This window comes from Mycolicibacterium baixiangningiae, from assembly GCF_016313185.1.
In the GTDB taxonomy this organism is placed as follows: Bacteria; Actinomycetota; Actinomycetes; order Mycobacteriales; family Mycobacteriaceae; genus Mycobacterium; species Mycobacterium baixiangningiae.
The window spans coordinates 2,158,825-2,181,766 of record NZ_CP066218.1 but is presented as its reverse complement, the minus strand read 5'-3'; the positions used below and the strand labels follow the sequence as shown (position 1 = coordinate 2,181,766).

Sequence of the window (22,942 nt, the reverse complement as noted above, 5' to 3'; positions counted from 1 at the left end):
CGCGGAAGCTGCGCCACGGGTCGGGCCGCTGGGGGTCGCCCGGCGGTTGATCGCCCGGTGGCTGATCGCTCGGTGGCTGATCGATCACTGCGGGTCCCGTCCGAACAGGGTGCGTGCGGCCCCGGCGGTGACGACCGAACCGGTGATGACGATCCCCGCTCCGGAAAGTCCCTCGCCACCGCTGCTGGAATCTTCGACCACAGCGGTCGCGGTCTCGATCGCGTCGGGCAGCGTGGCCGCCCGGATGACCCGCTCGGGGCCGAACCGTTCCTCCGCCCGCACGGCCAGCGCCTCGACCTCGAGTGCCCGCGGAGACCCGTTGTGGGTGACGACGATCTGGTCGAACGCCGGCTCCAGCGCCGCGAGGATGCCGTCGACGTCCTTGTCACCCATCACCGACACCACCCCGATGAGGAAGCGGAAGTCGAATTCGGACTGCAGCGCGTCGGCCAGGGCGGCCGCGCCGGCGGGGTTGTGCGCGGCGTCGATGAACACCGTCGGCGCGCTGCGGAGCCGCTCGAGCCGGCCGGGGCTGGACGCGGCGGCGAAACCGGCACGCACCGCGTCGATGTCGAGTTGCCGCTGCGCACCGGCGCCGAAGAACGCCTCGACCGCCGCCAGTGCGAGCACCGCGTTGTGCGCCTGATGTTCGCCGTGCAGCGGCAGGAAGATCTCCGGATACACACCGCCGAGACCCTGTAGTTCGAGTACCTGCCCGCCGACGGCGACCTGACGGGACAGCACGGTGAACTCGGAGTCCTCCCGGGCCACCGCGGCATCGACACGGAGCGCCTGCGCCAGTAGCACCTCCATGGCCTCGGGCGCCTGGCGGCCGATCACCGCCACGGTGTCGGTCGGGACGAGGTCGTCGGGCTGGCGGGTGATGATACCCGCCTTCTCCCCTGCGATCTCGGCGAGGGTGTCGCCGAGGTAGTCGGCGTGGTCGATGCCGATCGGGGTGATCACGGCAACCGGGGCGTCGACGACGTTGGTGGCGTCCCACCGTCCGCCCATGCCGACTTCGACGATCGCGACGTCGACGGGTGCGTCGGCGAACGCGGCGAAGGCCATGGCCGTGAGCACCTCGAACTTGCTCAGCCTCGGTCCGCCCGCCGCTTCGGACTGCTGGTCGACCATCAGGACGAACGGTTCAATCTCGCGGTAGACCTCGACGTATCGGGCGGGCGATATCGCCTCGCCGTCGATCGCGATGCGCTCGACCGCCGACTGCAGGTGCGGGCTGGTGGTGCGGCCGGTGCGGCGGCTCAGTGCCCTCAGCAGTGAGTCGATCATCCGGGCCACCGAGGTCTTGCCGTTGGTCCCGGCGACGTGGATCGACGGGTACCCGCGTTGGGGTGAACCGAGCATCTCGAGCAGCGCGCTGATCCGCGCGGTGCTCGGTTCGAGTTTGGTCTCCGGCCATCGCTGATCGAGCAGGTGCTCGACCTGCAGCAGGGCGGCGATCTCGTCGGGGGTGGGCTCGGGTCGACTCATCAGTACGGCAGTCCGGCGAGGCGGGCGTTGATCCGGTCGACCTCTTCGCGCGCCACCTGCTGGCGGGCGCGGATCTTGTCGACCACCTCCGCGGGGGCCTTGGCGAGGAACGCGTCGTTACCCAGCTTCGCGGCGGTACCCGACAGCTCCTTCTGCGCGGCGGCGAGGTCCTTCTCCAGCCGGCGGCGTTCGGCGGCGACGTCCACGGTGCCCGACGTGTCGACCTCCACCACGACGGTCCCGCCCGACAGCCGCACCTCCACCGACGCCGACGGGGTGAAACCCTCGCCCGGATCGGTCAGCCAGGCCAGCGCGCGTACCGCGGGAACGTGCTCGTCCAATCCGGCGGCGCCGATGTCGGACAACCTGGCCGGCACCCGCTGCCGGTCGGCGAGGCCCTGGTCGCTGCGGAACCGACGCACCTCGGTGATCAACTTCTGGGCGTCCGAGATGCGTTGTGCCGCAGCGATATCGAGCGGAAACCCGGACGGCTCCGGCCAGTCGGCGACGACCAGTGACTCACCGCCGGTCAGCGTCTTCCAGAGCACCTCTGTGACGAACGGCATGACCGGGTGCAGCAGCTTGAGCAGGGCGTCGAGTACCGCGGCGAGTACCGCCGTGGTGTGCGAAACTCCTTCTCCGAGTTGCACTTTCGCTAGCTCGACGTACCAGTCACAGAACTCGTCCCAGGCGAAGTGGTAGAGCGCTTCGCATGCCCGGCTGAACTCGTAGGCGTCGAGGGCGGAATCGACCTCCGCGCGCACCTCTTCGAGCCGGCCGAGGATCCAGCGATCGGCGTCGGTGAGCGCCGCGGTGTCCGGCAGCGGCGCCGGGCTGGCGCCGTTCATCAACGCGAATCGCGTGGCGTTGAACAACTTCGTGGCGAAATTGCGCGACGCCCGGGCGTGGTCCTCGCCGATCGCGAGGTCGCCGCCGGGGCTGGCACCCCGAGCCAGCGTGAAGCGCAGCGCATCGGCTCCGAATGCCTCCACCCAGTCGAGCGGGTCGATACCGTTGCCACGCGATTTGCTCATCTTGCGGCCGTGTTCGTCGCGTATCAGCCCGTGCAGGAACACGTTCTCGAACGGCACCTTCGCGCTGCGCTGCCCGTCGAGGGTGATCGCAGGGTCGTCGGCGACGAAGGTGCCGAACATCATCATCCGGGCCACCCAGAAGAACAGGATGTCGTAGCCGGTGACCAGCACGGTGGTCGGATAGAACTTCTCCAGTTCGGGGGTGCGGTCGGGCCAGCCCATCGTCGAGAACGGCCACAGCGCCGAGGAGAACCACGTGTCGAGCACGTCAGGGTCCTGCTCCCAGCCGGGCGGTGGGGTTTCGTCGGGCCCGACACAGACGGTTTCGCCGTCGGGTCCGTGCCAGATCGGGATCCGGTGGCCCCACCAGAGCTGCCGCGAGATGCACCAGTCGTGCATGTTGTCCACCCAGGCGAACCAGCGCGGTTCCAGGCTGGGCGGGTGAATCACGGTGTGGCCGTTGCGCACCGCGTCACCGGCGGCCTTGGCCAGGGCGTCGACCTTGACCCACCACTGCAGCGACAGCCGCGGCTCGATCGGCTCCCCGCTGCGTTCGGAGTGCCCGACGCTGTGCAGGTAGGGGCGCTTCTCGGCGACGATGCGGCCCTGCTCGGCGAGCGCCTCGCGCACCTTGACACGCGCCTCGAAGCGGTCCATACCGTCGAACTGCGTGCCGGTGTCCGCGATCCGGCCCTTGGTGTCCATGATCGAAGGCATCGGCAGCGAGTGCCGCACCCCGATCTCGAAGTCGTTGGGATCGTGCGCGGGGGTGACTTTGACTGCGCCCGTTCCGAATTCGGGGTCCACGTGGGTGTCGGCCACAATGATGATGCGACGATCCAAGAACGGGTGGGCCAGCGTGGTGCCGACCAGGTGGCGGTAGCGCTCGTCGTCGGGGTGCACGGCGATCGCGGTGTCGCCGAGCATGGTCTCCACCCGGGTGGTGGCCACGATGATGTGCGGTTCGTCGTCGGAGAGGGAGCCGTAGCGGAACGAGACCAGCTCACCCTCGACGTCCTCGTACTTGACCTCGAGGTCGCTGATCGCGGTCTCGAGCACCGGCGACCAGTTGACCAGCCGTTCGGCCTGGTAGATCAGCCCGGCGTCGTAGAGCTTCTTGAAGATCGTCCGCACGGCGCGGGACAGTCCGTCGTCCATGGTGAACCGGTCGCGGCTCCAGTCGACGCCGTCACCGAGCCTGCGCATCTGGGCGCCGATGGTGCCGCCGGATTCCCGCTTCCAGTCCCACACCTTGTCGATGAACAGCTCGCGGCCGAAGTCCTCTTTGGTCTTGCCGTCGGCCGCGAGTTGCTTTTCCACCAGCGTCTGCGTGGCGATCCCTGCGTGGTCCATCCCGGGCAGCCACAGCACCTCGAAACCCTGCATGCGCTTGCGCCGGGTCAGCGCGTCCATCAGCGTGTGGTCGAGCGCGTGGCCCATGTGCAGGCTGCCCGTGACGTTGGGCGGCGGCAGCACGATGGAGTACGCCGGCTTGGTGCTGGCGGGATCGGCGGTGAAGTACCCGGCCTCCACCCAGCCCTGGTAGATATCCGCCTCTACGGCGCCGGGATCCCACGACTTGGGCAGGGATTCGGCGTGGGCGTCAGGGGTGGCGGTCACCGGTCAATTCTAGGGAGCGGCGAGGCTGCGTACCGCCCGGGTCCCAACCCCTGCTCACGCCAGCCGCGAGGTCTCCAGGGACACACCCGCACCGGGGAACCGCGCGAGCAGCGCGTCGCCCATCGCCGCGGCCGGGGTGAGGACCCCGTGCAGGTCGGACAGCTTGTCGCGGTCGAGCGCCAGCGCGAGACCGCACTCACCCAGCAGCACCGACGTGGCCTTGTAACCGGGGTCACCCTGCTGGCTCATCCGTGCCAGGTAGCGGGCACCGGTGGTCGTGGTGGTGTAGGTCTCGACCGTGTAGTGCCCCTTCTCCCGCGCCTGCTCGCTGGGCCCGGTGCCCGGAGCGGGCATCACCCGGTCGACGAGCTTGCGCGGCAGGCGGCGGAAGTACCGCGAACCCAGCCCCATCACGGCGGCGTTGCCGGCGGTGGCCAGGGCGGCGACGGCGGGCGCCACCGGTGACCGGCCGACGCTCATCACCTCCGAGTACTCGAACCGCCGGCCGTACGCGTAGCCGAAGAGGGCGTTACTGCGCCTCACGATTCGCGTGTTCACCCCGGCCATGAAGAACGCCGAGGTCCAGTAGCCGGCGAGTTCCGGGGCGATCTCCGACCCGCGCCGCCAACGGATGTCGGGCTGGGCGCCCAGATCGGGTTCGGCGCCGCGGTCCGGGGTGAGGGTGTAGGGGTCGTTCATCTGCCTGCGGACCTCGGCGTCGGTCGACGCAGTATTCATGACCTCGAGCATCGAGGCGAGCGTGCCGCCGGAGACGCCGCCGGAGAAAGTGCGCACCACCAGGCTCGTGTCACCCAGCTCCCCCGCGCCGTCGTCGGCGATGCGGCGGTGCAGCGCGTAGACGGTGAGATCCGAAGGGATGGAATCGAATCCGCACGAGTGCACGATTCGCGCACCGGTGTCGAGTGCCTGCTTGTGGTATCCGTCGATGCTGTCGCGAATGAACGGGGTCTCACCGGTCAGGTCGGCGTAGTCGGTCCCCGCGGCCGCGCATGCGGCGACCAGCGGCAAACCGTACTTGGTGTACGGGCCGACGGTGGTGATGACCACCCGGGTGCGGGCGGCCAGCGCATTGAGCGTCGAGGGTTGCGAGGCGTCGGCGGCGATCAGCTCCCAGTCCTTGGCCCTCTCCCCCAGCGAGTCACGCACCTTGAGCAACTTGTCCTGCGATCGGCCGGCCAGCGCGATCCGGGCGCCGCCACCGGCGCGGGCCAGGTAGTCGGCGGTCAGCTTTCCGACGAAACCAGTGGCGCCGTAGACGATGATGTCGAATTCACGCTGCGCTGCCGGGCTCATGATTTCGACACTACCCGAGCAGTTCGGGCCACTCGGCGTCCTGCCCGAGCACGTGGCGAGCCAGGAAGGCGAAGACGACCTGGTACCAGAGCTTGGCGTGCTGCGGGGCGAGCACCCAGTGATTCTCCGACGGGAAATAGAGGAAACGGTGCGGCCCTGCCCCGTCGTCCGCGGCAGGCAGCCGCGACCTGGTGAGCAACTCGTACCAGAGCCGCAACGCCTCGCCGATCGGCACCCGGTAGTCCTTGTCGCCGTGGATCACCAGCATCGGCGTGGCGATGTTCTCCACGAAGAGGTGCGGCGAATTGCGTTCGGCCATCTCCGGAGTCATCTCGCGCGCCCACCAGTAGGCGCCGTCGGTGGTGGCGCCGAACTGGTCGAGTGCCCACAGACTCGCGTGGGTGACGATCGCGTCGAACCGGTCGGTGTGCCCGGCGATCCAGTTCGCCATGTAACCGCCGAACGACCCACCCATCACCGCCGTGCGTGTCCCGTCGACGCGCGGGTCGGCGATCGCCGCATCGGTCGCCGCCATCAGGTCGGTGAAGGGCGCAGCGCCCCAGGCACCCCAGCCCCGCTGGATGAAGTCCTGGCCGTAGCCGGTGGACAGTGCCGGGTCGGGCAGCAGCACCGCATACCCCTGCGCCACCATGAGCCACGGATTCCACCGCCAGTGCCAGGCATTCCAGCTGCCCAACGGCCCACCGTGCACCCACAGCAGCAGCGGCGCCGGGTTCGTCTCGTCGGCGCCCTCGGGGACCGCGAGCCACGACCGCACCGCGACGCCGTCGGCGGCGGTCGCGGTCACCTCGCTCAGCGTTCCCGGCAGCGGCGGGGCGTCCACGGTCGGCAGGGCGGTGACGGTGCCGTCGGGGTCGATGCGCACCGGATGCTGTGGTGCGGCGTAGTTGCCGCGCAGCGCGTAGATGACGCCGCCGGGCGCGGTGGTGACGTCGGTGTAGGTGAAGTCGTCGTCGGTCAGCCTGGTGACCGCGCCGGTGTCCGGGTCGACGAGGAAGATCGGCCTGCGGCCGTTGTCGTCGGCGGTGACCACCAGCGCCGACCCGTCGCGCGTCCAGGTGACCGACGCCGGCCAGCGGTCCCAGCCCGCCGTCAACTCCCGGATGTCTGCGCCGAACCTCAAGCAGCACAGCGTGATTCGCGGAGCCTGCAGGGGCGTGGAGATGGTCTCACGGGTGAACGCCACGGCACTGCCGTCCGGGGAGATCACCGGACTCCCCAGGTCGGCCGTGGGGTCGTCGGCCACCGTGGTGCGCTCCCCGGTGCCCACCTCGACGCGCACCAGCGTCCCGCGGATCGCCGCGCCGGGAGCCGGGTCGTGCCAGGAGGTGACGAGGAAACGGCCGTCGTCGCTGAGGTCGGACTCGGCTTCGCGCAGGCTGTCGCCGGGTGAGGGCGTGAGGACACGGCCATCTGCGGCGTCGAGCAGATGCGGTCGATCGGGGCCGAGGTCGTGGTCCCAGTAGCGCACGGGATATCCGCTGTGCAGGACCGCGGAGACCTTGTTGTCCTTGCGCAGCGCACGCAGTCGTTTGTCGTCGTCGAGGTCGGTGGCCGAGGCGAGCAGCGGCGCGCCGACGACGGTGACGGCCGCGGAGCGCGCGCAGCGCACCGCGCCGACGCCACCGGGCAGGGCGAACTCCTCGACCGCTTCACCCCCGGCCGCGGGCAGTCGCCACAGTGCCGCGGGCGGCGAATCCCCGTCCACGGTGGAGTCCTTGGTCGGCCGCGACGCGAGGAACAGCAGATCGCCGCCCGCGGTGAACACAGGCGTCCGCTCCCCTTTCGCGCCGCGAGTGAGGCGGCGGGCGGGGCGTCCCCCGGCGGGGTCCAGTTCCCAGACGGCGGTGACGAATGCCGTACGCGTGTCGTCGAGTTCGCTGATCGTCGTCACCACCCGCGACCCGTCGGGAGAGACCGCCAGCCCGGACACCCGCGGCAGCGCGAGATAGGTGTCTAGATCCGCGAACGGTGAGGAGGGGGAAGCCGCCATGACATGTGATTAGCACAACCGCGTTAGGTTCGACCGATGTCGCAGCAGATCCTCGTCGTGGGTGCGGGCATCGCCGGCCTTGCCACCGCGGTGGCATTGCAGCAGCTCGGTCACACCGTCACGGTCGTCGAGGAGAAGGCGGACACCACTGCCGGCGCGGGCATCAGCATCTGGCCCAACGCGCTCGCGGCCCTGGACGCGTTCGGCCTGGGTGATGCGGTGCGCGCCTCCGGCGGCCGGGTGACCGCAGGCGCAGTGCGGTGGCACGACGGCGCGTGGCTGCGCCGGCCGTCGGCCGACCGGATGGTGCGCGCGCTGGGGGAACCGCTGGTGGTGACCCGGCGCGCCGACCTCACCCGGATCCTGGCCGGCGCGCTGGCACCCGAGACCGTCCGGAGCGGAGTCGCGGCCCGCGACATCACCACGACGACGGCAGGCGAAGTGCGGGTCACGCTGTCGGACGGCTCGGTGCACGAAGCGGCCGGGCTGATCGGGGCCGACGGCGTCGGCTCGACGGTGGCCCGCCATCTCAACGGCCCGCTGCGGCACCGGTACGCGGGCTACACAGCATGGCGGGGCATCGCGGCCCACCGCCTCGCACCCGAGCTGGCCGGCCAAACGCTCGGCGTGGGCACCGAGGTGGGCCATGTCCCCCTGGGACCCGACCACACCTATTGGTTCGCCACCGAACGCACCGCCGAGGGCGGCGCGATGCCTCAGGGCGAGCTGGCCTACCTACGAGGGAAGTACCGCGACTGGGCCGAGCCGATTCCGTCCCTGCTGGCCGCCACCGGTGCCGGCGACGTGCTGCGCAACGACCTCTACGACCGCGACCAGGTGCGGGTGTGGTCGCGGGGCCCGGTCACGCTGGTCGGTGACGCGGCGCATCCGATGCGGCCACACCTGGGCCAGGGCGGATGTCAGGGCCTCGAAGACGCCGCGGTCCTGGCTCGGTTCGTGGCGCAGGTCGACGACGACCTCCCGACCGCGTTCGCCCGGTTCGCGCGCTTCCGCCGCCCCCGGGTGCAGGCACTCGTCAGGGAGTCCCAGCTGATCGGACGCGTCGTCAACCTCCGCCCCGCCGTCCTGAGCGCGCTGGCGAGCCGGGCGACGGTGCTGGTTCCCGAAGCCGTCGTGGGCCGGCACCTCGCGTCGATCGCCGCCCGCTCGGCGTTCGCCCTCCCCGAATGACTGCCACGCTGGGCCCGCTGGTGGTCGACGCCGCCGACCCCGCCGCCGTCGGGGCGTTCTGGTCGGCCGTCCTGGGCTCGAACGAACAGCGGCGCCTGCTGCGGTTCGTGCCGCAGCGCGGCCCGAAGACCGTGAAGAACCGGGTACACCTCGACGTGGCGGTCGGCCCGGACGATCAGGCCATCGATCGGCTGCTCGCCCTCGGCGCCCGGGTACTCGCCGAGCACCTTCCCGACTGGGTGACACTTGCCGACGTCGAGGGAAACGAGTTCTGCGCGTTCCCCGGCAAGCCGGCGGGGGGCCGGGCTCCCGCGCGGGTCTTCGCGGTGTGCACCGACAGCGACCGGCCGGAGGAGTTGGCCTCATGGTGGGCGGCGCGGGTGGGGGCCCGGATCGGCCCGGGTCCGGATCAGACACCCCGCTGGCTCTACGACTGCGCCGGCTGGGGAGACATCGTCTGGAAATTCGTCCGCGTCGAGGACCCGCGCGCCGGGCCGAACCGCTGGCGCTGGTCACTGACGGCGCCAGCCGACGACCTGCTGGCCGCCGGTGCGACGCGCCTGTCCGACGGCGCCCTGGTCGATCCGCAGGGCAACGAGTTCAGCGCGGCTGCGCCGATGCGCCCAGGGGGCTGAGCACCATCGAGCACAGCTGCCTGAGGTCGACGATGCCGAGCAGGCTGCCCGGTCGGACCGCGGCACAACCGGTGGTCGGACGCGGCGCGGTCCGCGGAGCCTGCGTGGTGTTCCACACTGCGGCGCTGGCGGCGACGCCGCGCGGACCGCACTTCGGCCACGCCTTGAGCCCCTGGGTGGCCAGCACCCGCTCGGCGACGCGGATCTGCTCACCGCGCGATGCGGCGGCCGGGTTACCCCGTCCACCGTTGGACGACCAGGTGGCCGGTTTGAACTGCAGCCCGCCGAAATGCCCGTTACCGGTGTTCGTCGACCAGTTGCCGTTGGATTCGCATTCGGCGATCGCGTCCCAGTTGACCGAGTCCGCGGTCGCGGTGGCCGATGACAGGAACATCGGGACCAGCGCGAAGGCCGCGCCGAGTGCGGTGAGCCAGATTCCTCGGATGAGAGTGTTGCGGATGTTCATCATGGTGCGGTCCTTCCCCGACCGTGTGACACAAGGCCCGCGGTGGAAGAACGCTCTCCCGATGCGGTTGATCAGTGTGTCGGGTGAGGAAGATCACGTGTTACCAGGGTTGCGGAAGTTTTAATCGTTACTTATCTGGCGTAATGGGTCTCTGAGAAAGCCGAAGGGGCGGCGCCGGACCGGCGCCGCCCCCTCAAATGGCTTTGACCAGATCAGCCACGCGCGCCGCAGACGGGCCACGCTCCGATGCCCTGAGTGTTCATGACGTTCTCGGCCACGCGGATCTGCTCTTCGCGGGACGCGTTGTGCGGCGAGCCCGAGCCGCCGTGGGACTTCCAGGTGCTCATGGCGAACTGCAGGCCACCGTAGTAGCCGTTGCCGGTGTTGATCGACCAGTTGCCTCCGGACTCGCAGGCGGCGACGGCGTCCCAGTTGACGCCGCTGTCCGCATTGGCGGCGCCGGTGCCCAGCGCCATCGGAGCCAAAGCGAGAGCCCCGGCGAAGGTGGCCAGCCCAAACGTCTTGCGGATGTTCTTCAACTTCTGTCCTTTCGCCAAGCACGCGCCGTTGACGCCCGGCATGCGGGCGCACCGCCTGGGTCACAGGCAGGGAGGGCTGGGTCGCACCGTCTCGGTCAGGTGCGACAGGGGGAGCTCGACTGCTCCGCCGGGCGCATCGGCCCGACGGCCGCTGGGCGATCACGCCGTCCGCGGCCCCACTCACGTGCTGGTCTTGATTGTGAATTTATTTGCTCCGGGTGAGGAACTGATGAGGACCGTACAAAGCGCCCGCGCAGAAGTCATATCCGCCAAACGCCGGGGTCACCGCAGATAACAGCTTGATCACGACGCCTACATCAGTGCGATTACGCAGGTCAGCTAGTTATCTACGCGCGCGTCGCCAGTGCGCGTGGTGACGCCATTTCGTGAGTCAAATCACGGTCTTTTTGTGAGGTGGACCACGCCTTCAATAGGTTTGACCTGCAGAAAGCTGGTTAGTGCAGGCCGCCGGGGCGGGTCATCAAGATCTCATCGGGAAGCGGTTCGCTGCGAGTACGAACGCCGGCGACTGCCGAACTAAAGCGAAATGAACTGCGGTGCAAAGTGATTCGTGTTCTCGCGCCGTCCACGTGCGTCGCGGCCAGATGCGCTAGATGGGCCAATTATCTTCTGCCACGGCAGGATCGGACCACCGAGCCTCCGGTCGTCCTGCGAACCCCAGTTGAGTTTGACGCGCGCGAAAAGGCCCGTACCGGCCCATTTTCCCGATCGGGCCGGCTTCCACTGAATACGGAGACGGGCGTGCCGGTGGATTCCGACACCGAGATCCGCACGGCGCGAACGGATCCGATCCCATTTATCCCGACAATGGTCGCAATTGATGTGGCTCGACGCATAATTCGACGCTCAAGATCACGAGCAGATAAATGGCGGATTCCGCGACCAATACCGACGCATTACAATATAGACTAACTAATTAGTCTATGACCACAATTTGCTGAACACGTCAGGGCGCGACGGGTAGGTCGTCCGGGGTGTTCGCGTTCGTGAGCGCCCGTTGTTCGGGCATAACGATCCGCTGGGTGTCGACGGTGTCCACCAGAGCCCGCATACTGCGCTCTCCGGCGGCCACCAGGGTCGAGATGTGATCCGCGAGCGACGTGCGGTAGATGGCCGCCAGGTAGTGGTCGCGGCCGTCCCAGGGCAGCACGACGTCGACGCCGAGCCGTGCGGCAGGCACCGCGAGATCGTCGACGAAATCCATCGTCAGATGCGGCAGGTCGACGGCGCACACGAACGCCCATCGGTGGCCGGCCTGCGCGGCGGCGCGCAGGCCACGCCCGGTGGCCAACAGCGGCCCGACGCCGCGCACCTCGTCGCGTAGAACCTGCGCGGACAACTCCGGAAGGGGCTGACCCGGGGCGGCGATCACGAACACCGGCGAGCTGCGTTCACTCACCGTGGCGACCACGCGCTCGACCAGCGTGGAGCCGTCGACGACCACCGTCGCCTTGTCGCGTCCCATGCGGCGGGACGCCCCGCCCGCCAGCACGACCGCGGCCAACGGTACGGGTGACGTCACCTGGGTGACGTTAGTCGATGGTCCAGGTGTCCTTGCCGCGAAGCAGCGATTGCAGTGCAGCGGTGTCGTGCGGTTTGGCATCCCGCGCCGAGCGGACCTGCTCGCGGGCGGCATCGTCATAAGTAGGCCTGCTGACCTGCCGGAAGATGCCCATCACCATGTGCTCGAGGTTCTGCTCGGACAGACGCGACAGCGCGAAGGCGTACGCCGGGTCGTCGATCTCGGCGTTGTGCACCACGATTTCGTCGGTCGACACGTCGGCGGTCTTGGCGACCTCCAGGCCGTAGCCGGACTTCACGACGCAGTACTCGCCGTCGGCGCCGAAGGTGATCGGCTCACCGTGACGGACGTTGATCAGCCGCTCGTCGGCACCCTCTTTGCGCAGCGCATCGAAGGAACCGTCGTTGAAGATCGGGCAGTCTTGCAGGATCTCGACCAACGCGGCGCCGCGGTGCGCAGCCGCGCCCCTCAGCACCTCCGAGAGCCCCTTGCGGTCGGAGTCCATCGCGCGGCCCACGAAGGTAGCCTCGGAGCCCAGCGCCAGGGACACAGGGTTGAACGGGTAGTCCAGCGAACCCATGGGCGTGGACTTGGTGACCTTGCCGACCTCGGAGGTCGGCGAGTACTGACCCTTGGTCAGCCCGTAGATCCGGTTGTTGAACAGCAGGATCGTGATGTTGACGTTGCGGCGCAACGCGTGGATCAGGTGGTTGCCGCCGATCGACAGCGAGTCGCCGTCGCCGGTGACCACCCACACCGACAGGTCGGGACGCGCCAGCGCCAGACCGGTGGCGATGGTCGGCGCGCGGCCGTGGATGGAGTGGAACCCGTAGGTCTCCAGGTAGTACGGGAACCGGCTCGAGCAGCCGATACCGCTGACGAACGCGATGTTCTCGCGGCGCAGCCCCAGCTCGGGCAGGAAGTTGCGGATGGTGTTGAGAATGACGTAGTCACCGCAACCGGGGCACCAGCGCACCTCCTGGTCGCTGGTGAAGTCCTTGCCCTTCTGCGGCTGGTCGGTGGTGGGCACCCCCGCCGTCTTGGACAGGGGGGTCAGGCTCAGATCGGTACCGATCAGCTCAGTCATGCGCGATCCGCTCCGCTTCTCGCTCGTGTCATGCGCTCGCTCCCACGCCAGTTCCCACGGTGGCCGCAGCCAGTCGCGCGAACGTGGCCTTCTCGTTTTCCTTGTCTCCCAGCGTGCCGTCGATCGCCGCATCGATGATGCCCTCGACCTCGTCCGCCAGGAATGCCATGCCTTCGACCTTGGTGACCGGCTGCACGTCCACCAGGTACTTGGCCCGGAGCAACAGCGCCAACTGACCCATGTTCATCTCCGGCGCGACGACCTTCGGATACCGCGCCAGCACCTCACCGAGGTTGGCCGGGAAGGGGTTGAGATGCCGCAGGTGCGCATGGGCGACCCGGATGCCCTTGCGCCGGGCCCGGCGGCAGGCCTCGCCGATCGGACCGTACGAGCTGCCCCAGCCGATCAGCAGCAGGTCGGCGTCGCCGGTGGGATCGTCGACCTCCAGGTCGGGCACCTCGATGCCGTCGACCTTGGCCTGGCGCAACCGGACCATGAGGTCGTGGTTCTTCGGCTCGTAGCTGATGTTGCCCGACCCGTTGGCCTTCTCCAGACCGCCGATGCGGTGTTCGAGGCCCGGGGTTCCGGGCACCGCGAACTGGCGGGCCAGCGTCTCCGGGTCGCGCGCGTACGGCGCGAAGTCCTCGCCGGGCTGGGCGAAGGTGTGGTCGATGCGCTGGTATCCGGCGATGTCCGGGATCCGCCACGGCTCCGAGCCGTTGGCGATCGCCCCGTCGGACAGGATGATCACCGGCGTGCGGTAGGTCAGCGCGATCCGGGCGGCGTCGACCGCGATGTCGAAGCAGTCCGACGGCGAGCGCGGGGCGAGCACCGCCACCGGCGACTCGCCGTTGCGGCCGTAGAGCGCCTGCAGCAGGTCGGCCTGTTCAGTCTTGGTGGGAAGCCCCGTCGAGGGGCCGCCGCGCTGCACGTCGACGACGACCAGCGGCAGCTCGGTGATGACCGCCAGGCCGATGGCCTCGGACTTGAGGGCGACGCCGGGTCCCGACGTGCTGGTGACGCCGAGCGCACCGCCGTAGGACGCGCCGATGGCGGCGCCGATTCCGGCGATCTCGTCCTCGGCCTGGAAGGTCAGCACGTTGAAGTTCTTGTGCTTGGACAGCTCGTGCAGGATGTCCGACGCCGGGGTGATCGGGTAGGTGCCGAGCATCACCTGCGTATCGGCCAGCACGCCGGCGGCCACGAGCCCGTAGGCCAGCGCGGTGTTACCGGAGATCTGCCGGTATTCGCCGGATTTGAGTTTCGCCGGGGACACCTCGTAGGTGGTGGCGAACGCCTCGGTGGTCTCGCCGAAGTTCCACCCGGCCTTCAGTGCCAGCACGTTCGCGGCGGCGACATCGGGTTTGCGGGCGAACTTCTCCTTGATGAAGGCTTCGCTCTGGTGCAGTTCGCGGCCGTACATCCACGACAGCAGGCCGAGCGCGAACATGTTCTTCGCGCGCTGGCCGTCCTTCTTCGACGCCCCGATCTCCTCGACGGCCCCGAGGGTCAGCGTGGTCATCGGCACGGCTTGCACGACGTAGTCGGACAGTTCGTCGGTCTCCAGCGGGTTGGCGTCGTAGCCGACCTTGGCCAGGTTGCGCTTGGTGAATTCGTCGGAGTTGGCGATGATCAGACCGCCGCGGGGCAGGTCGGACACATTGGCCTTGAGCGCCGCCGGGTTCATCGCCACCAGCACGTCGGGCCGGTCGCCCGCGGTGAGGATGTCGTAGTCGGCGATCTGGATCTGGAACGACGAGACGCCGGGCAGGGTGCCCTGAGGGGCGCGGATCTCCGCCGGGTAGTTCGGCTGAGTCGCCAGGTCGTTGCCGAACAGGGCCGCCTCGGAGGTGAAGCGATCACCGGTGAGCTGCATACCGTCACCGGAGTCACCGGCGAATCGGATGACGACCTTCTCGAGCTTCTGCCGCGGTGCGGCCCCGTTGCCGTTCAGCCCCATCCCCTGCCTTTCCCACTGTCAGCAGCGGGTCCACCAGTTCGCGGCCGCGACGGCGCGCCGCGGGTGGACGACCCACATACGTCCCGATCAAAGTTAGATGTCACTCTTAGTACCGATTATTGCACTGTTCTTAGGTAACGCGGTACCACACCTTGTGTTATCGCGCCGGACTGGGTTCACAGTATGCGCTGCTCAGCGGGGTGAACCCGACCTCCGCACCGACGATGTGTGGTCTTCGTCACGTTTGGAGAACGCGATTCTCCTAAGAATTGGTTACCGCCCGGTAGCTCTGTGCTAGCACCGTTAGCCCCGCCTGCCGTGGCGAGCCGTCGAGTCGCGGCGTTCGTGCCACCGGAAGCGCAGCATCAGGATCTGGCGGTGTGCACGCCACCCGACCGACAGGGGGTCACGCCAGGCCGGCGTGCGTGGATCGACGTCCATGCGTTCATTGTGCAGATCCGCCGCCGGCCGGTACGCCAGCGCGGATGTGATATCGGCATCGAATCGGTGAACAGTCGATAGCGGCGCCGTCCTCACTTCTTGAACCGGCCGGCGAAGCCGCGCAGCGGCAGGTCGGCGCTCGTCAGCAGCCCGGGCGGGGCGGCGACCACCGAGGCGATCGCGTTGAGCGCGGGCAGCCCTGTCACGGTCATGCCGATCGACGCGAACGAGGCGGGATCGGACAGGTCGACGCCGGGCTTCGGGAAGATCATGTGTTTGTTGTAGATGTACGGGTCGCCCGCGATCTGCGTGATGTAGCAGCCCTTGATGTCCCAACTCGGATCCGTGTGTGGGGTCATCTGCCATTCGAGGTGGGTCTCGATCTTCGGCACGCCGCCGACCGTCCCCTGGTACTTGATGTAGCTGCCGCCGAGCGAGCCCTTGGGCAGCTGGTACCAGCCGAGGTCGACGTCCTTCGTGCAGGCGCCCAGTTCGTAGGAGAACGTGACGTCGTCGAGTTCCAGGTCGAAACAGTCGGCCATGAGCAGCACGCTGTCGGCGAACACCCGCGTGTACTTTTCGAGCATGGCCGGAACCTCGGGATCGTCGACCGGCCGGCCGTAACCCACCTCTTTCCACGTGTCGGCGGAGTGGTGGCACGACACGTCGACGGATTCGATGGTGGTGACGTTCTCGATCTCGGCGACGTCCGCCGAGCATGCAATGCCGAGGATCTGGTTGACGCCGGGGTTCATGCCGGTGCCGTAGAAGGTGGCCCCGCCCTTCTCGCAGGCGTCGGCGAGCAGTTGGCTGACCGGCTTTCCGGACGGGTGTGGGTGGTTGCGGTCGCGGTGCCAGCCGGTGATCCAGTCGGCGGTCGTGACGATGTCGATGCCCGCTTCGAGCACCTTCACGTAGAGGTCTTCGTCGGGGAACACGCCGTGGAAGGTCAGCACGTCGGGACGGGCGGCGATGATCTCCTCGACCGAACCGGTCGCGGTGACGCCGATGGGCGCCAGGCCGGCGATCTCCCCGGCGTCGCGCCCGACCTTTTCCGGTGTGTAACAGTGCAATCCGATGAGCTCGAGGTCGGGGTGGCTGCTGATCCGCTTGATCATCTCGGTGCCGACGTTGCCGGTGGCGACCTGGAACACCCGGATCGGGGAATGCCCGTCGGACATGATGATTCAGCCCTTCTCGTTGGTTGACGCGAGGCCCGCCGCGCTGCCGCCGCGGCCGTCGGGATAGAACTGCATGGCCCACGTGCGGATGGCGGTGAACCCCTCGTACTCGGCGGTGGCGAGTGCCGGCGGGTCGGAATAACGCTGGTGGCTCCAGATGTGGATGTCCTGGGCGAACTGACGGATGACCTCCTCACCGAAACTTCGCGCCTTGTCCGCGGCGCGCTGGTCGTCCCTGCCCGGCGTCCGCCCGATGTACACCATGAACCGGATGTCGGAGGTGCGCTCGTCCACCGGGGTGACCGCCGAGATGGTGCGGTTGTCGACCATGCCCCAGCTCTTGGTCACCGCGATACCGAGTCCGCCGTTGATCGCCTCGACGCCGCTGCGCACGTCGTCGATCGACTGCCCCTCGTCCCCCTCGAAGGTGATGGTGAAGTCGACGTAGGAGACGGGTGCGGCGAAGTCGTGGCGGGTGAACACCGGGACGATCGGAGTCTGGTGCACGTACTTGAAATGCGCGAAGTCGACGCCGTTTTCGAGCACGTATTGCGGATGCATCTCCAGCGATTGACGGAGCAGGCGCTGCTGCGGGTAGTAGTCGGCGGCGCCGCTGCCGTCGGCGAAGGAGGCGAAGACGTCGGGGGCGTCGAAGAAGGGTTCGCGGCCCTCGGCGTCGTGCCAGATGTATATCGCGCCGTTGCGCTCCAGCACGGGGTAGGTGGTCATCCGTCTGCCGCGGTTCGGCCGGTCCTGATACGGGATGCAGACGTTGCGGCCCTCGGCGCTCCACTGCCACCCGTGGAACGGGCACTGGATGACGTCGTCGACGACGTGGCCGCCGTGACCGAGGTGCGCTCCGAGGTGTTCGCAGTAGGCGTTCATCACGGTGATCGCGCCCGAGCGCCCCCGCCAGGCCACCATCTCTTCGCCGAAGTACCGCATGGCGCGCACGTCGCCGACGCCGACCTCGTCCGACCACGCCACGCAGAACCAGCCTGTCGGCTTCATCGACAACGGCGGCTTCGCCATTGGACGAGAATCACAGAGGGCTCTACGATTCGTCAAGTGGTGGAGGTGACGCGGCGCACGAACCGGCGCGGACAAGCGACCCGCGAGGGCATGCTCGACGCCGCGCTGCGGACACTGGCCACCGGTGACGCCACCGCCGCGTCGGCCAACCGCATCGCCAAGGACGCCGGCGCCACCTGGGGTGCGGTGAAGTACCAGTTCGGAGCCATCGACGGACTGTGGGCGGCCGTGCTCACACGCACCGCCGAGCGCCGCGGTCAACTGGCGCCGTCGCTGTTCGCGCGGGCACTGATCGCCAGGACCGCGCCCGAGGCACCCCTGCGCGACCGCGTCGCCGCCATCATCGACGTGCTCTTCGAGGGCCTGTCCTCCCCCGACTCCCGGGCCATCGAAACGCTGCGCGCGGCGCTCCCGCGTGACGCCGCCGACCTCGAACGGCTCTACCCGAAGACAGCGGCCGAACTGCAGTCCTGGGGCCGGAATTGGATCGAGGCCTGCCAGACCGCATTCGCCGACGTCAACGTCGATCCGGAGCGCGTCCGCGAAGTCGCCTCGTTCATCCCCGGCGCGATGCGCGGCCTCGTCTCCGAGCGCCAACTCGGGTCGTACTACGACCTGGACCTCGCCCGCCGCGGGCTGACCAACGCGATCGTCACCTACCTGCAGCCGGCCCGGACCTAGGCACGTCACCGTGCTGTCACCGGATCGGCCGGCGGCACAACGGCGCGCGGGGTACCCGGACTCATGCGATCGCTCACCGCCGCGGCGGCCGTCCTCGGCGTCGTGCTGATCGGCGGCTGCACCGCTGAACCCGACGCGCCCCCGACGTCCGCGCCCGCCCCGACGACCACTGGACTGCTCCCGCCCGGGGTGCCGACCGAGGGCAGTCGCCCACCGACCGCGGGTCTGCCGCCGCCGGCCGAACCACAGCGGGCGCCGGCCCCGACGGCACCGCTGCCCGGGCGCACGATTCCGGTCGGAGCCCAGCCGGAGGGCATCGTCGCCGACGCACGGACCCGCACCGTCGCCGTCCTGAAACGTCAGCCGAACGAACTGGTGCTGCTCGACGCCGACACCGGAGAGGTCACCGGTCGCACCACGCTGCCCGGGTTCGGGCGTCACCTGCAACTGGCGCGCCCCGGCGGACCGGTGCTGGTTCCCGTGGAGAGTTCCGACGCGCTCGTGCGCGTCGCACTGCCCGACGGTGAGGCGCAGTCGCGGATCGTCACCGGCACTTTCCCGCACGACGCGTCGGAGGCCGCCAACGGGACGGTCTTCGTGGCCAACGAACTAGGCGGCACGGTGACCGTGCTGCGTGGCGACGAGATCGTCAAGGCGTTCACCGACAGTGTCCAACCCGCCGGACTGGCCCCGGTCGGCAACGCGATGGGCCTGCTCGACGTCCGCAAGAACGACCTCACCGTCTACGACACCGGCGCACTGACGATCGTCGGCGCGACGCCCGCCGGCGAGGGGCCCACCCATCAGGTCGCCGACAGGCACGGACGGCTGATCGTGACCGACACCCGCGGTGATGCGGTGCGCGTGTTCACCCCGCTGCCTGAACCACGCGAGGTAGGGGTGGTGGCCCAGCCCGGAGGGCCCTACGGCATCACCTACGACCCGACCCGCGACCGGGTATGGGTGACGTCTTCGGGCACCAACGAGGTCGTCGGGTACGACATGGCCGAGCCGACGCCACGTGAGGTGGCGCGGTTCCCCACCGTCCAGAATCCCTACACCGTCGCCGTCGATCCGCCCACCGGCAGGCTGTTCGTCGCCGGGCTGACCGGAGGCGTCGTACAGATCATCGACGTCACCTCCTAGGCTGTGAGGCATGGGTCGTGTCACTGCGCGACGGCGCGTCCACCACGTCACCGCCGACGCGAGCGTCGCGCGGCCCGACACGCTGGTGGTCGAAGAGCCACTCGAGATTCGTGTCGGCGGCGAACCGCTCACCGTCACGATGCGCACGCCGGGTTCGGATGTCGAACTGGCACAAGGGTTTCTGCTCACCGAGGGCGTGATCGGCCACCGCGACGACGTGCTGACGGTGCGGTACTGCCGGGGCGCGGACGACGACGGCGTCAACACCTACAACGTGCTCGACGTGGCGTTGGCGCCGCACGTGCCCGCACCGAGCCCGGACCTGCGGCGCAATTTCTACTCCACCTCGTCGTGCGGGGTGTGCGGAAAGGCGTCGCTGGAGGCCGTCCAGCTCATCAGCAGGCACGGGCCCGGCGACGACCCGGTGCGGGTCGGTGCCCGCACCCTGTCGGCGCTGCCCGACCGTCTGCGGGCCGCGCAGAAGGTGTTCGCCACCACCGGCGGGCTGCACGGCGCCGCGCTGTTCACCGCCGACGGCGAGATGCTCGTCGTCCGGGAAGACGTCGGCAGGCACAACGCGGTCGACAAGGTGATCGGCTGGGCGGTGGAGGCCGGCCGCATCCCGTTGACCGGGACGGTGCTGCTCGTCAGCGGCCGCGCCTCATTCGAGTTGACACAGAAAGCGGTGATGGCGGGGATACCGCTGCTCGCCGCCGTATCGGCGCCGTCGTCGCTGGCCGTCGACCTCGCCGGCCAGTCCGGGCTCACCCTGGTGGCATTCCTGCGGGGCCAGTCGATGAACGTCTACACCCGCCCAGACCGCGTCGTCCGCTGAGCACTCCTGCCTGAGCGCGATCTCTGCGAGTGACGAGGCGCGGACGCCGGACCCGTAGACTCAGCCTGCAGGAGCCGGTCCTGAGCAAAGGGGCTCAGCGCGCATCCGAGGTGCGCACTCCCCCGTCGACCCGAGGACTCATGTGGCAATCAGACAGGTCGCTGCCTTCGCGCATCTGAGTGAAGCGGACGTCGAGGCGCTCGCGCGTGAACTTGACGCGATCCGCGCCGACGTCGAGGCGTCGCTGGGCGCCCGCGACGCCGCCTACATCCGACGCACGATCCGCGCTCAGCGCCTGCTCGACGTGGCCGCGCGCATCGTGATTCACCGTTCCCGCGGAAAGGCGGGGTGGCTGTTCGGCACCGCCGCGCTGGCCGTCGCCAAGAGCATCGAGAACATGGAGATCGGCCACAACGTCGGGCACGGTCAATGGGACTGGATGAACGATCCCGAGATCCACTCCACGACGTGGGAGTGGGATATGGCGGGGTTGTCGTCGCAGTGGCGCTACTCGCACAACTACACCCATCACGTGTACAACAACGTGATCGGTGTCGACGACGACCTCGGATTCGGCGTGCTGCGAGTGTCCCCCGACCAGGAATGGAAGCCGGACTACCTCGCTGCGCCCCTACGAAATGTCCTGCTGGCCTTGATCTTCGAGTGGGGTATCGCCCTGCACGGTCTGCACGCAGCCCGGGACCGCGCACTCGTGACCGGCGGATCGAAGGGCGGCCGGGAACTCTTCGGCAAGATCGGCAAGCAGCTCACCAAGGATTACGTCCTCGTGCCCGCCCTCAGTGGGCGCCGGTTCCGGCGGACACTCGCGGCCAATGCCGCGGCCAATGTGCTGCGCAACATGTGGGCGTACGTGGTCATCTTCTGTGGGCATTTTCCCGACGGCGCCGAGAAATTCGACGCCGCGGTCCTCGACGAGGAGACGCGAGGTGAGTGGTACCTGCGGCAGATGCTGGGCAGTGCGAACTTCAATGCCGGCCCCGCAATGGCATTCATGAGCGGCAACCTCTGCTACCAGATCGAACATCACCTGTTCCCTGATCTGCCGAGCAATCGGCTGGCCCAGATCTCGCAGCGGGTGCGCGCACTGTGCGACAAGTACGACCTGCCGTACACGACGGGTCCGCTGCCCGTTCAGTATCTGCAGACGTTCCGGACGATCCACAAATACGCGTTGCCGGACCGATTCCTGAAGCCGGCATCGGACGCCATGCTCACGCACTGACGTGCGGCCGAGAAAGCACTCAGGGTCGTGATCCGCGAGGATCACGACCCTGAGTGCATTCGAGCTGAGGGTCAGGCGCTCTTGTCGCGCCGCTCCGGGCGGGCGGGCTTGCGCGGGACGATCGTCGGGAGCACGTTGTCCTCCACGGTCTCCTTGGTGACGACCACCTTCGCGACGTCGTCGCGGCTGGGGATGTCGTACATCACCGGCAGCAGAACTTCTTCCATGATGGCGCGCAGGCCACGGGCGCCGGTGCCCCGATGGATGGCCTGCTCGGCGATCGCGTCGAGGGCGTCCTCGGTGAACTCCAGCTCCACGTTGTCCATCTCGAACAGGCGGGTGTACTGCTTGACCAGAGCGTTCTTCGGCTCCGACAGGATCTTGACCAACGATTCCTTGTCGAGGTTCGTCACCGACGCCACCACGGGCAGACGGCCGATGAACTCGGGGATCAGCCCGAACTTGATCAGGTCTTCGGGCATGACCTCGGCGAAGTGGTCCTGGGTGTCGATCTCGGCCTTGGACCGCACCTCGGCGCCGAAGCCCAGGCCGCGCTTGCCGACGCGATCGGAGACGATTCTCTCCAGCCCGGCGAACGCACCCGCGACGATGAACAGCACGTTGGTGGTGTCGATCTGGATGAACTCCTGGTGCGGGTGCTTGCGGCCGCCCTGCGGCGGCACCGATGCCTGCGTGCCCTCGAGGATCTTCAGCAGCGCCTGCTGCACACCCTCACCGGAGACGTCGCGGGTGATCGACGGGTTCTCGCTCTTGCGGGCGATCTTGTCGACCTCGTCGATGTAGATGATGCCGGTCTCGGCGCGCTTGACGTCGTAGTCGGCGGCCTGGATCAGCTTGAGGAGGATGTTCTCGACATCCTCACCGACGTAGCCGGCTTCGGTCAGCGCGGTGGCGTCGGCGATCGCGAACGGCACGTTGAGCATCTTGGCCAGCGTCTGCGCGAGGTAGGTCTTACCGCACCCGGTCGGACCCAGCATCAGGATGTTGGACTTCGTCAGCTCGACGGGCTCCGAGCGCGAATCACGGCTCTTCTCGCCGGCCTGGATGCGCTTGTAGTGGTTGTAGACAGCGACGGCCAGGGTGCGCTTGGCGGTGTCCTGTCCGATGACGTAGTTCTCGAGGAACTCGCGGATCTCAGCGGGTTTCGGCAGCTCGTCGAGTTTCACCTCGTCGGCGTCGGCCAACTCCTCTTCGATGATCTCGTTGCAGAGGTCGATGCACTCGTCACAGATGTACACGCCGGGGCCGGCGATCAGCTTCTTGACCTGCTTTTGACTCTTCCCGCAGAACGAGCACTTCAGCAGGTCACCGCCGTCTCCAATGCGTGCCATGGTTCTGGGGTCCTACTTTCCTGTTCGACGTCGGCCACTCGGATCAGTGGGTCGCTTCGGGGTTTTGATCGGACCCTGATGGGGCCTTGTTCCCGACGCTACCCGTTATCTCCCGCGCGGTGCGACCGTTAGTG

The 22,942-nt window shown here is 68.4% G+C and carries 19 protein-coding genes; 6 read left to right on the top strand and 13 right to left on the bottom strand.

Annotation, left to right across the window (positions count from 1 at the left end; translation table 11 throughout):
- Positions 1–84: 84 nt before the first annotated feature.
- From folC to I7X18_RS10230, 4 genes are read right to left on the bottom strand one after another with little or no spacing between them, the layout of a single operon-like run.
- Complete coding sequence (gene folC / locus I7X18_RS10245; protein WP_193047157.1) at positions 85–1,494, bottom strand: bifunctional tetrahydrofolate synthase/dihydrofolate synthase; 1,410 nt, start codon at positions 1,492–1,494, stop codon at positions 85–87.
- On the bottom strand, positions 1,494–4,148 hold the full coding sequence (locus I7X18_RS10240) for a valine--tRNA ligase (RefSeq protein ID WP_193047156.1): 2,655 nt from the start codon (positions 4,146–4,148) through the stop codon (positions 1,494–1,496). Before I7X18_RS10240 ends, folC begins: the two co-directional genes overlap by 1 nt.
- A gap of 54 nt (positions 4,149–4,202) precedes the next feature.
- On the bottom strand, positions 4,203–5,462 hold the full coding sequence (locus I7X18_RS10235; RefSeq protein WP_193047155.1) for a saccharopine dehydrogenase family protein: 1,260 nt from the start codon (positions 5,460–5,462) through the stop codon (positions 4,203–4,205).
- Positions 5,463–5,472: 10 nt separating this feature from the next.
- Entirely contained in the window at positions 5,473–7,476 is a 2,004-nt protein-coding gene (locus I7X18_RS10230; protein ID WP_193047154.1) for a prolyl oligopeptidase family serine peptidase, read from the bottom strand.
- A 36-nt stretch (positions 7,477–7,512) separates the two neighbouring features.
- Here I7X18_RS10230 and I7X18_RS10225 point away from each other — a divergent pair, with 36 nt between their 5' ends.
- Both I7X18_RS10225 and I7X18_RS10220 read left to right on the top strand, forming a co-directional pair.
- A complete protein-coding gene (locus tag I7X18_RS10225; RefSeq protein ID WP_193047153.1) occupies positions 7,513–8,667 on the top strand; it encodes an FAD-dependent oxidoreductase in 1,155 nt (384 codons plus the stop codon).
- Entirely contained in the window at positions 8,664–9,302 is a 639-nt protein-coding gene (locus tag I7X18_RS10220; protein ID WP_193047152.1) for a VOC family protein, read from the top strand. Before I7X18_RS10225 ends, I7X18_RS10220 begins: the two co-directional genes overlap by 4 nt.
- Here the strand turns inward: I7X18_RS10220 and I7X18_RS10215 are convergent.
- The 8 genes from I7X18_RS10215 to I7X18_RS10180 all read right to left on the bottom strand — a co-directional run bounded on the left by I7X18_RS10215 (position 9,268) and on the right by I7X18_RS10180 (position 17,551).
- On the bottom strand, positions 9,268–9,771 hold the full coding sequence (locus I7X18_RS10215; RefSeq protein ID WP_193047151.1) for a transglycosylase family protein: 504 nt from the start codon (positions 9,769–9,771) through the stop codon (positions 9,268–9,270). The two genes, I7X18_RS10220 and I7X18_RS10215, sit on opposite strands and share 35 nt — an antisense overlap.
- Before the next feature lie 209 nt (positions 9,772–9,980).
- The gene (locus I7X18_RS10210; protein WP_226864004.1) at positions 9,981–10,307 is read right to left on the bottom strand and encodes a transglycosylase family protein; all 327 of its coding nucleotides are present in this window, start codon (positions 10,305–10,307) and stop codon (positions 9,981–9,983) included.
- Between the two features lie 967 nt (positions 10,308–11,274).
- Entirely contained in the window at positions 11,275–11,850 is a 576-nt protein-coding gene (gene mobA, locus I7X18_RS10205; protein WP_232375452.1) for a molybdenum cofactor guanylyltransferase, read from the bottom strand.
- 10 nt (positions 11,851–11,860) lie between these two features.
- Positions 11,861–12,937 carry a 2-oxoacid:ferredoxin oxidoreductase subunit beta gene (locus I7X18_RS10200; protein ID WP_193047148.1) on the bottom strand — a complete coding sequence of 359 codons (1,077 nt, stop codon included), beginning with the start codon at positions 12,935–12,937 and terminating at the stop codon, positions 11,861–11,863.
- Between the two features lie 28 nt (positions 12,938–12,965).
- On the bottom strand, positions 12,966–14,897 hold the full coding sequence (locus I7X18_RS10195; protein WP_193047147.1) for a 2-oxoacid:acceptor oxidoreductase subunit alpha: 1,932 nt from the start codon (positions 14,895–14,897) through the stop codon (positions 12,966–12,968).
- Between the two features lie 303 nt (positions 14,898–15,200).
- The gene (locus tag I7X18_RS10190) at positions 15,201–15,338 is read right to left on the bottom strand and encodes a hypothetical protein (RefSeq protein ID WP_193047146.1); all 138 of its coding nucleotides are present in this window, start codon (positions 15,336–15,338) and stop codon (positions 15,201–15,203) included.
- A gap of 92 nt (positions 15,339–15,430) precedes the next feature.
- The gene (locus tag I7X18_RS10185) at positions 15,431–16,519 is read right to left on the bottom strand and encodes an NAD(P)H-dependent amine dehydrogenase family protein (protein ID WP_193047145.1); all 1,089 of its coding nucleotides are present in this window, start codon (positions 16,517–16,519) and stop codon (positions 15,431–15,433) included.
- A 6-nt stretch (positions 16,520–16,525) separates the two neighbouring features.
- Positions 16,526–17,551 carry a Rieske 2Fe-2S domain-containing protein gene (locus I7X18_RS10180; RefSeq protein ID WP_193047144.1) on the bottom strand — a complete coding sequence of 342 codons (1,026 nt, stop codon included), beginning with the start codon at positions 17,549–17,551 and terminating at the stop codon, positions 16,526–16,528.
- A gap of 45 nt (positions 17,552–17,596) precedes the next feature.
- Between I7X18_RS10180 and I7X18_RS10175 the strand changes: the two genes are divergently transcribed.
- From I7X18_RS10175 to I7X18_RS10160, 4 genes are all read left to right on the top strand, one after another.
- The gene (locus tag I7X18_RS10175) at positions 17,597–18,232 is read left to right on the top strand and encodes a TetR/AcrR family transcriptional regulator (protein WP_193047290.1); all 636 of its coding nucleotides are present in this window, start codon (positions 17,597–17,599) and stop codon (positions 18,230–18,232) included.
- Between the two features lie 63 nt (positions 18,233–18,295).
- Positions 18,296–19,378, top strand: a complete 1,083-nt coding sequence (locus I7X18_RS10170; RefSeq protein ID WP_193047143.1) for a YncE family protein — start codon at positions 18,296–18,298, stop codon at positions 19,376–19,378.
- Positions 19,379–19,388: 10 nt separating this feature from the next.
- The gene (gene fdhD, locus I7X18_RS10165; protein WP_193047142.1) at positions 19,389–20,213 is read left to right on the top strand and encodes a formate dehydrogenase accessory sulfurtransferase FdhD; all 825 of its coding nucleotides are present in this window, start codon (positions 19,389–19,391) and stop codon (positions 20,211–20,213) included.
- Between the two features lie 142 nt (positions 20,214–20,355).
- Entirely contained in the window at positions 20,356–21,456 is a 1,101-nt protein-coding gene (locus tag I7X18_RS10160; protein ID WP_193047141.1) for a fatty acid desaturase family protein, read from the top strand.
- Between the two features lie 71 nt (positions 21,457–21,527).
- Here the strand turns inward: I7X18_RS10160 and clpX are convergent, their stop codons facing one another.
- Positions 21,528–22,808, bottom strand: coding sequence for an ATP-dependent Clp protease ATP-binding subunit ClpX (clpX, locus tag I7X18_RS10155; RefSeq protein WP_193047140.1), 1,281 nt, complete (start codon positions 22,806–22,808; stop codon positions 21,528–21,530).
- Positions 22,809–22,942: the final 134 nt, after the last annotated feature.

Coding starts and splice junctions, on each gene's coding strand:
- folC (WP_193047157.1), bottom strand. CDS start 1,494: ATGAGTCGACCCGAGCCCACCCCCGACGAGATCGCCGCCCTGCTGCAG.
- I7X18_RS10235 (WP_193047155.1), bottom strand. CDS start 5,462: ATGAGCCCGGCAGCGCAGCGTGAATTCGACATCATCGTCTACGGCGCC.
- I7X18_RS10230 (WP_193047154.1), bottom strand. CDS start 7,476: ATGGCGGCTTCCCCCTCCTCACCGTTCGCGGATCTAGACACCTATCTC.
- I7X18_RS10225 (WP_193047153.1), top strand. CDS start 7,513: ATGTCGCAGCAGATCCTCGTCGTGGGTGCGGGCATCGCCGGCCTTGCC.
- I7X18_RS10220 (WP_193047152.1), top strand. CDS start 8,664: ATGACTGCCACGCTGGGCCCGCTGGTGGTCGACGCCGCCGACCCCGCC.
- I7X18_RS10215 (WP_193047151.1), bottom strand. CDS start 9,771: ATGATGAACATCCGCAACACTCTCATCCGAGGAATCTGGCTCACCGCA.
- I7X18_RS10200 (WP_193047148.1), bottom strand. CDS start 12,937: ATGACTGAGCTGATCGGTACCGATCTGAGCCTGACCCCCCTGTCCAAG.
- I7X18_RS10195 (WP_193047147.1), bottom strand. CDS start 14,897: ATGGGGCTGAACGGCAACGGGGCCGCACCGCGGCAGAAGCTCGAGAAG.
- I7X18_RS10190 (WP_193047146.1), bottom strand. CDS start 15,338: ATGGACGTCGATCCACGCACGCCGGCCTGGCGTGACCCCCTGTCGGTC.
- I7X18_RS10185 (WP_193047145.1), bottom strand. CDS start 16,519: ATGTCCGACGGGCATTCCCCGATCCGGGTGTTCCAGGTCGCCACCGGC.
- I7X18_RS10180 (WP_193047144.1), bottom strand. CDS start 17,551: ATGGCGAAGCCGCCGTTGTCGATGAAGCCGACAGGCTGGTTCTGCGTG.
- I7X18_RS10170 (WP_193047143.1), top strand. CDS start 18,296: ATGCGATCGCTCACCGCCGCGGCGGCCGTCCTCGGCGTCGTGCTGATC.
- fdhD (WP_193047142.1), top strand. CDS start 19,389: ATGGGTCGTGTCACTGCGCGACGGCGCGTCCACCACGTCACCGCCGAC.
- clpX (WP_193047140.1), bottom strand. CDS start 22,808: ATGGCACGCATTGGAGACGGCGGTGACCTGCTGAAGTGCTCGTTCTGC.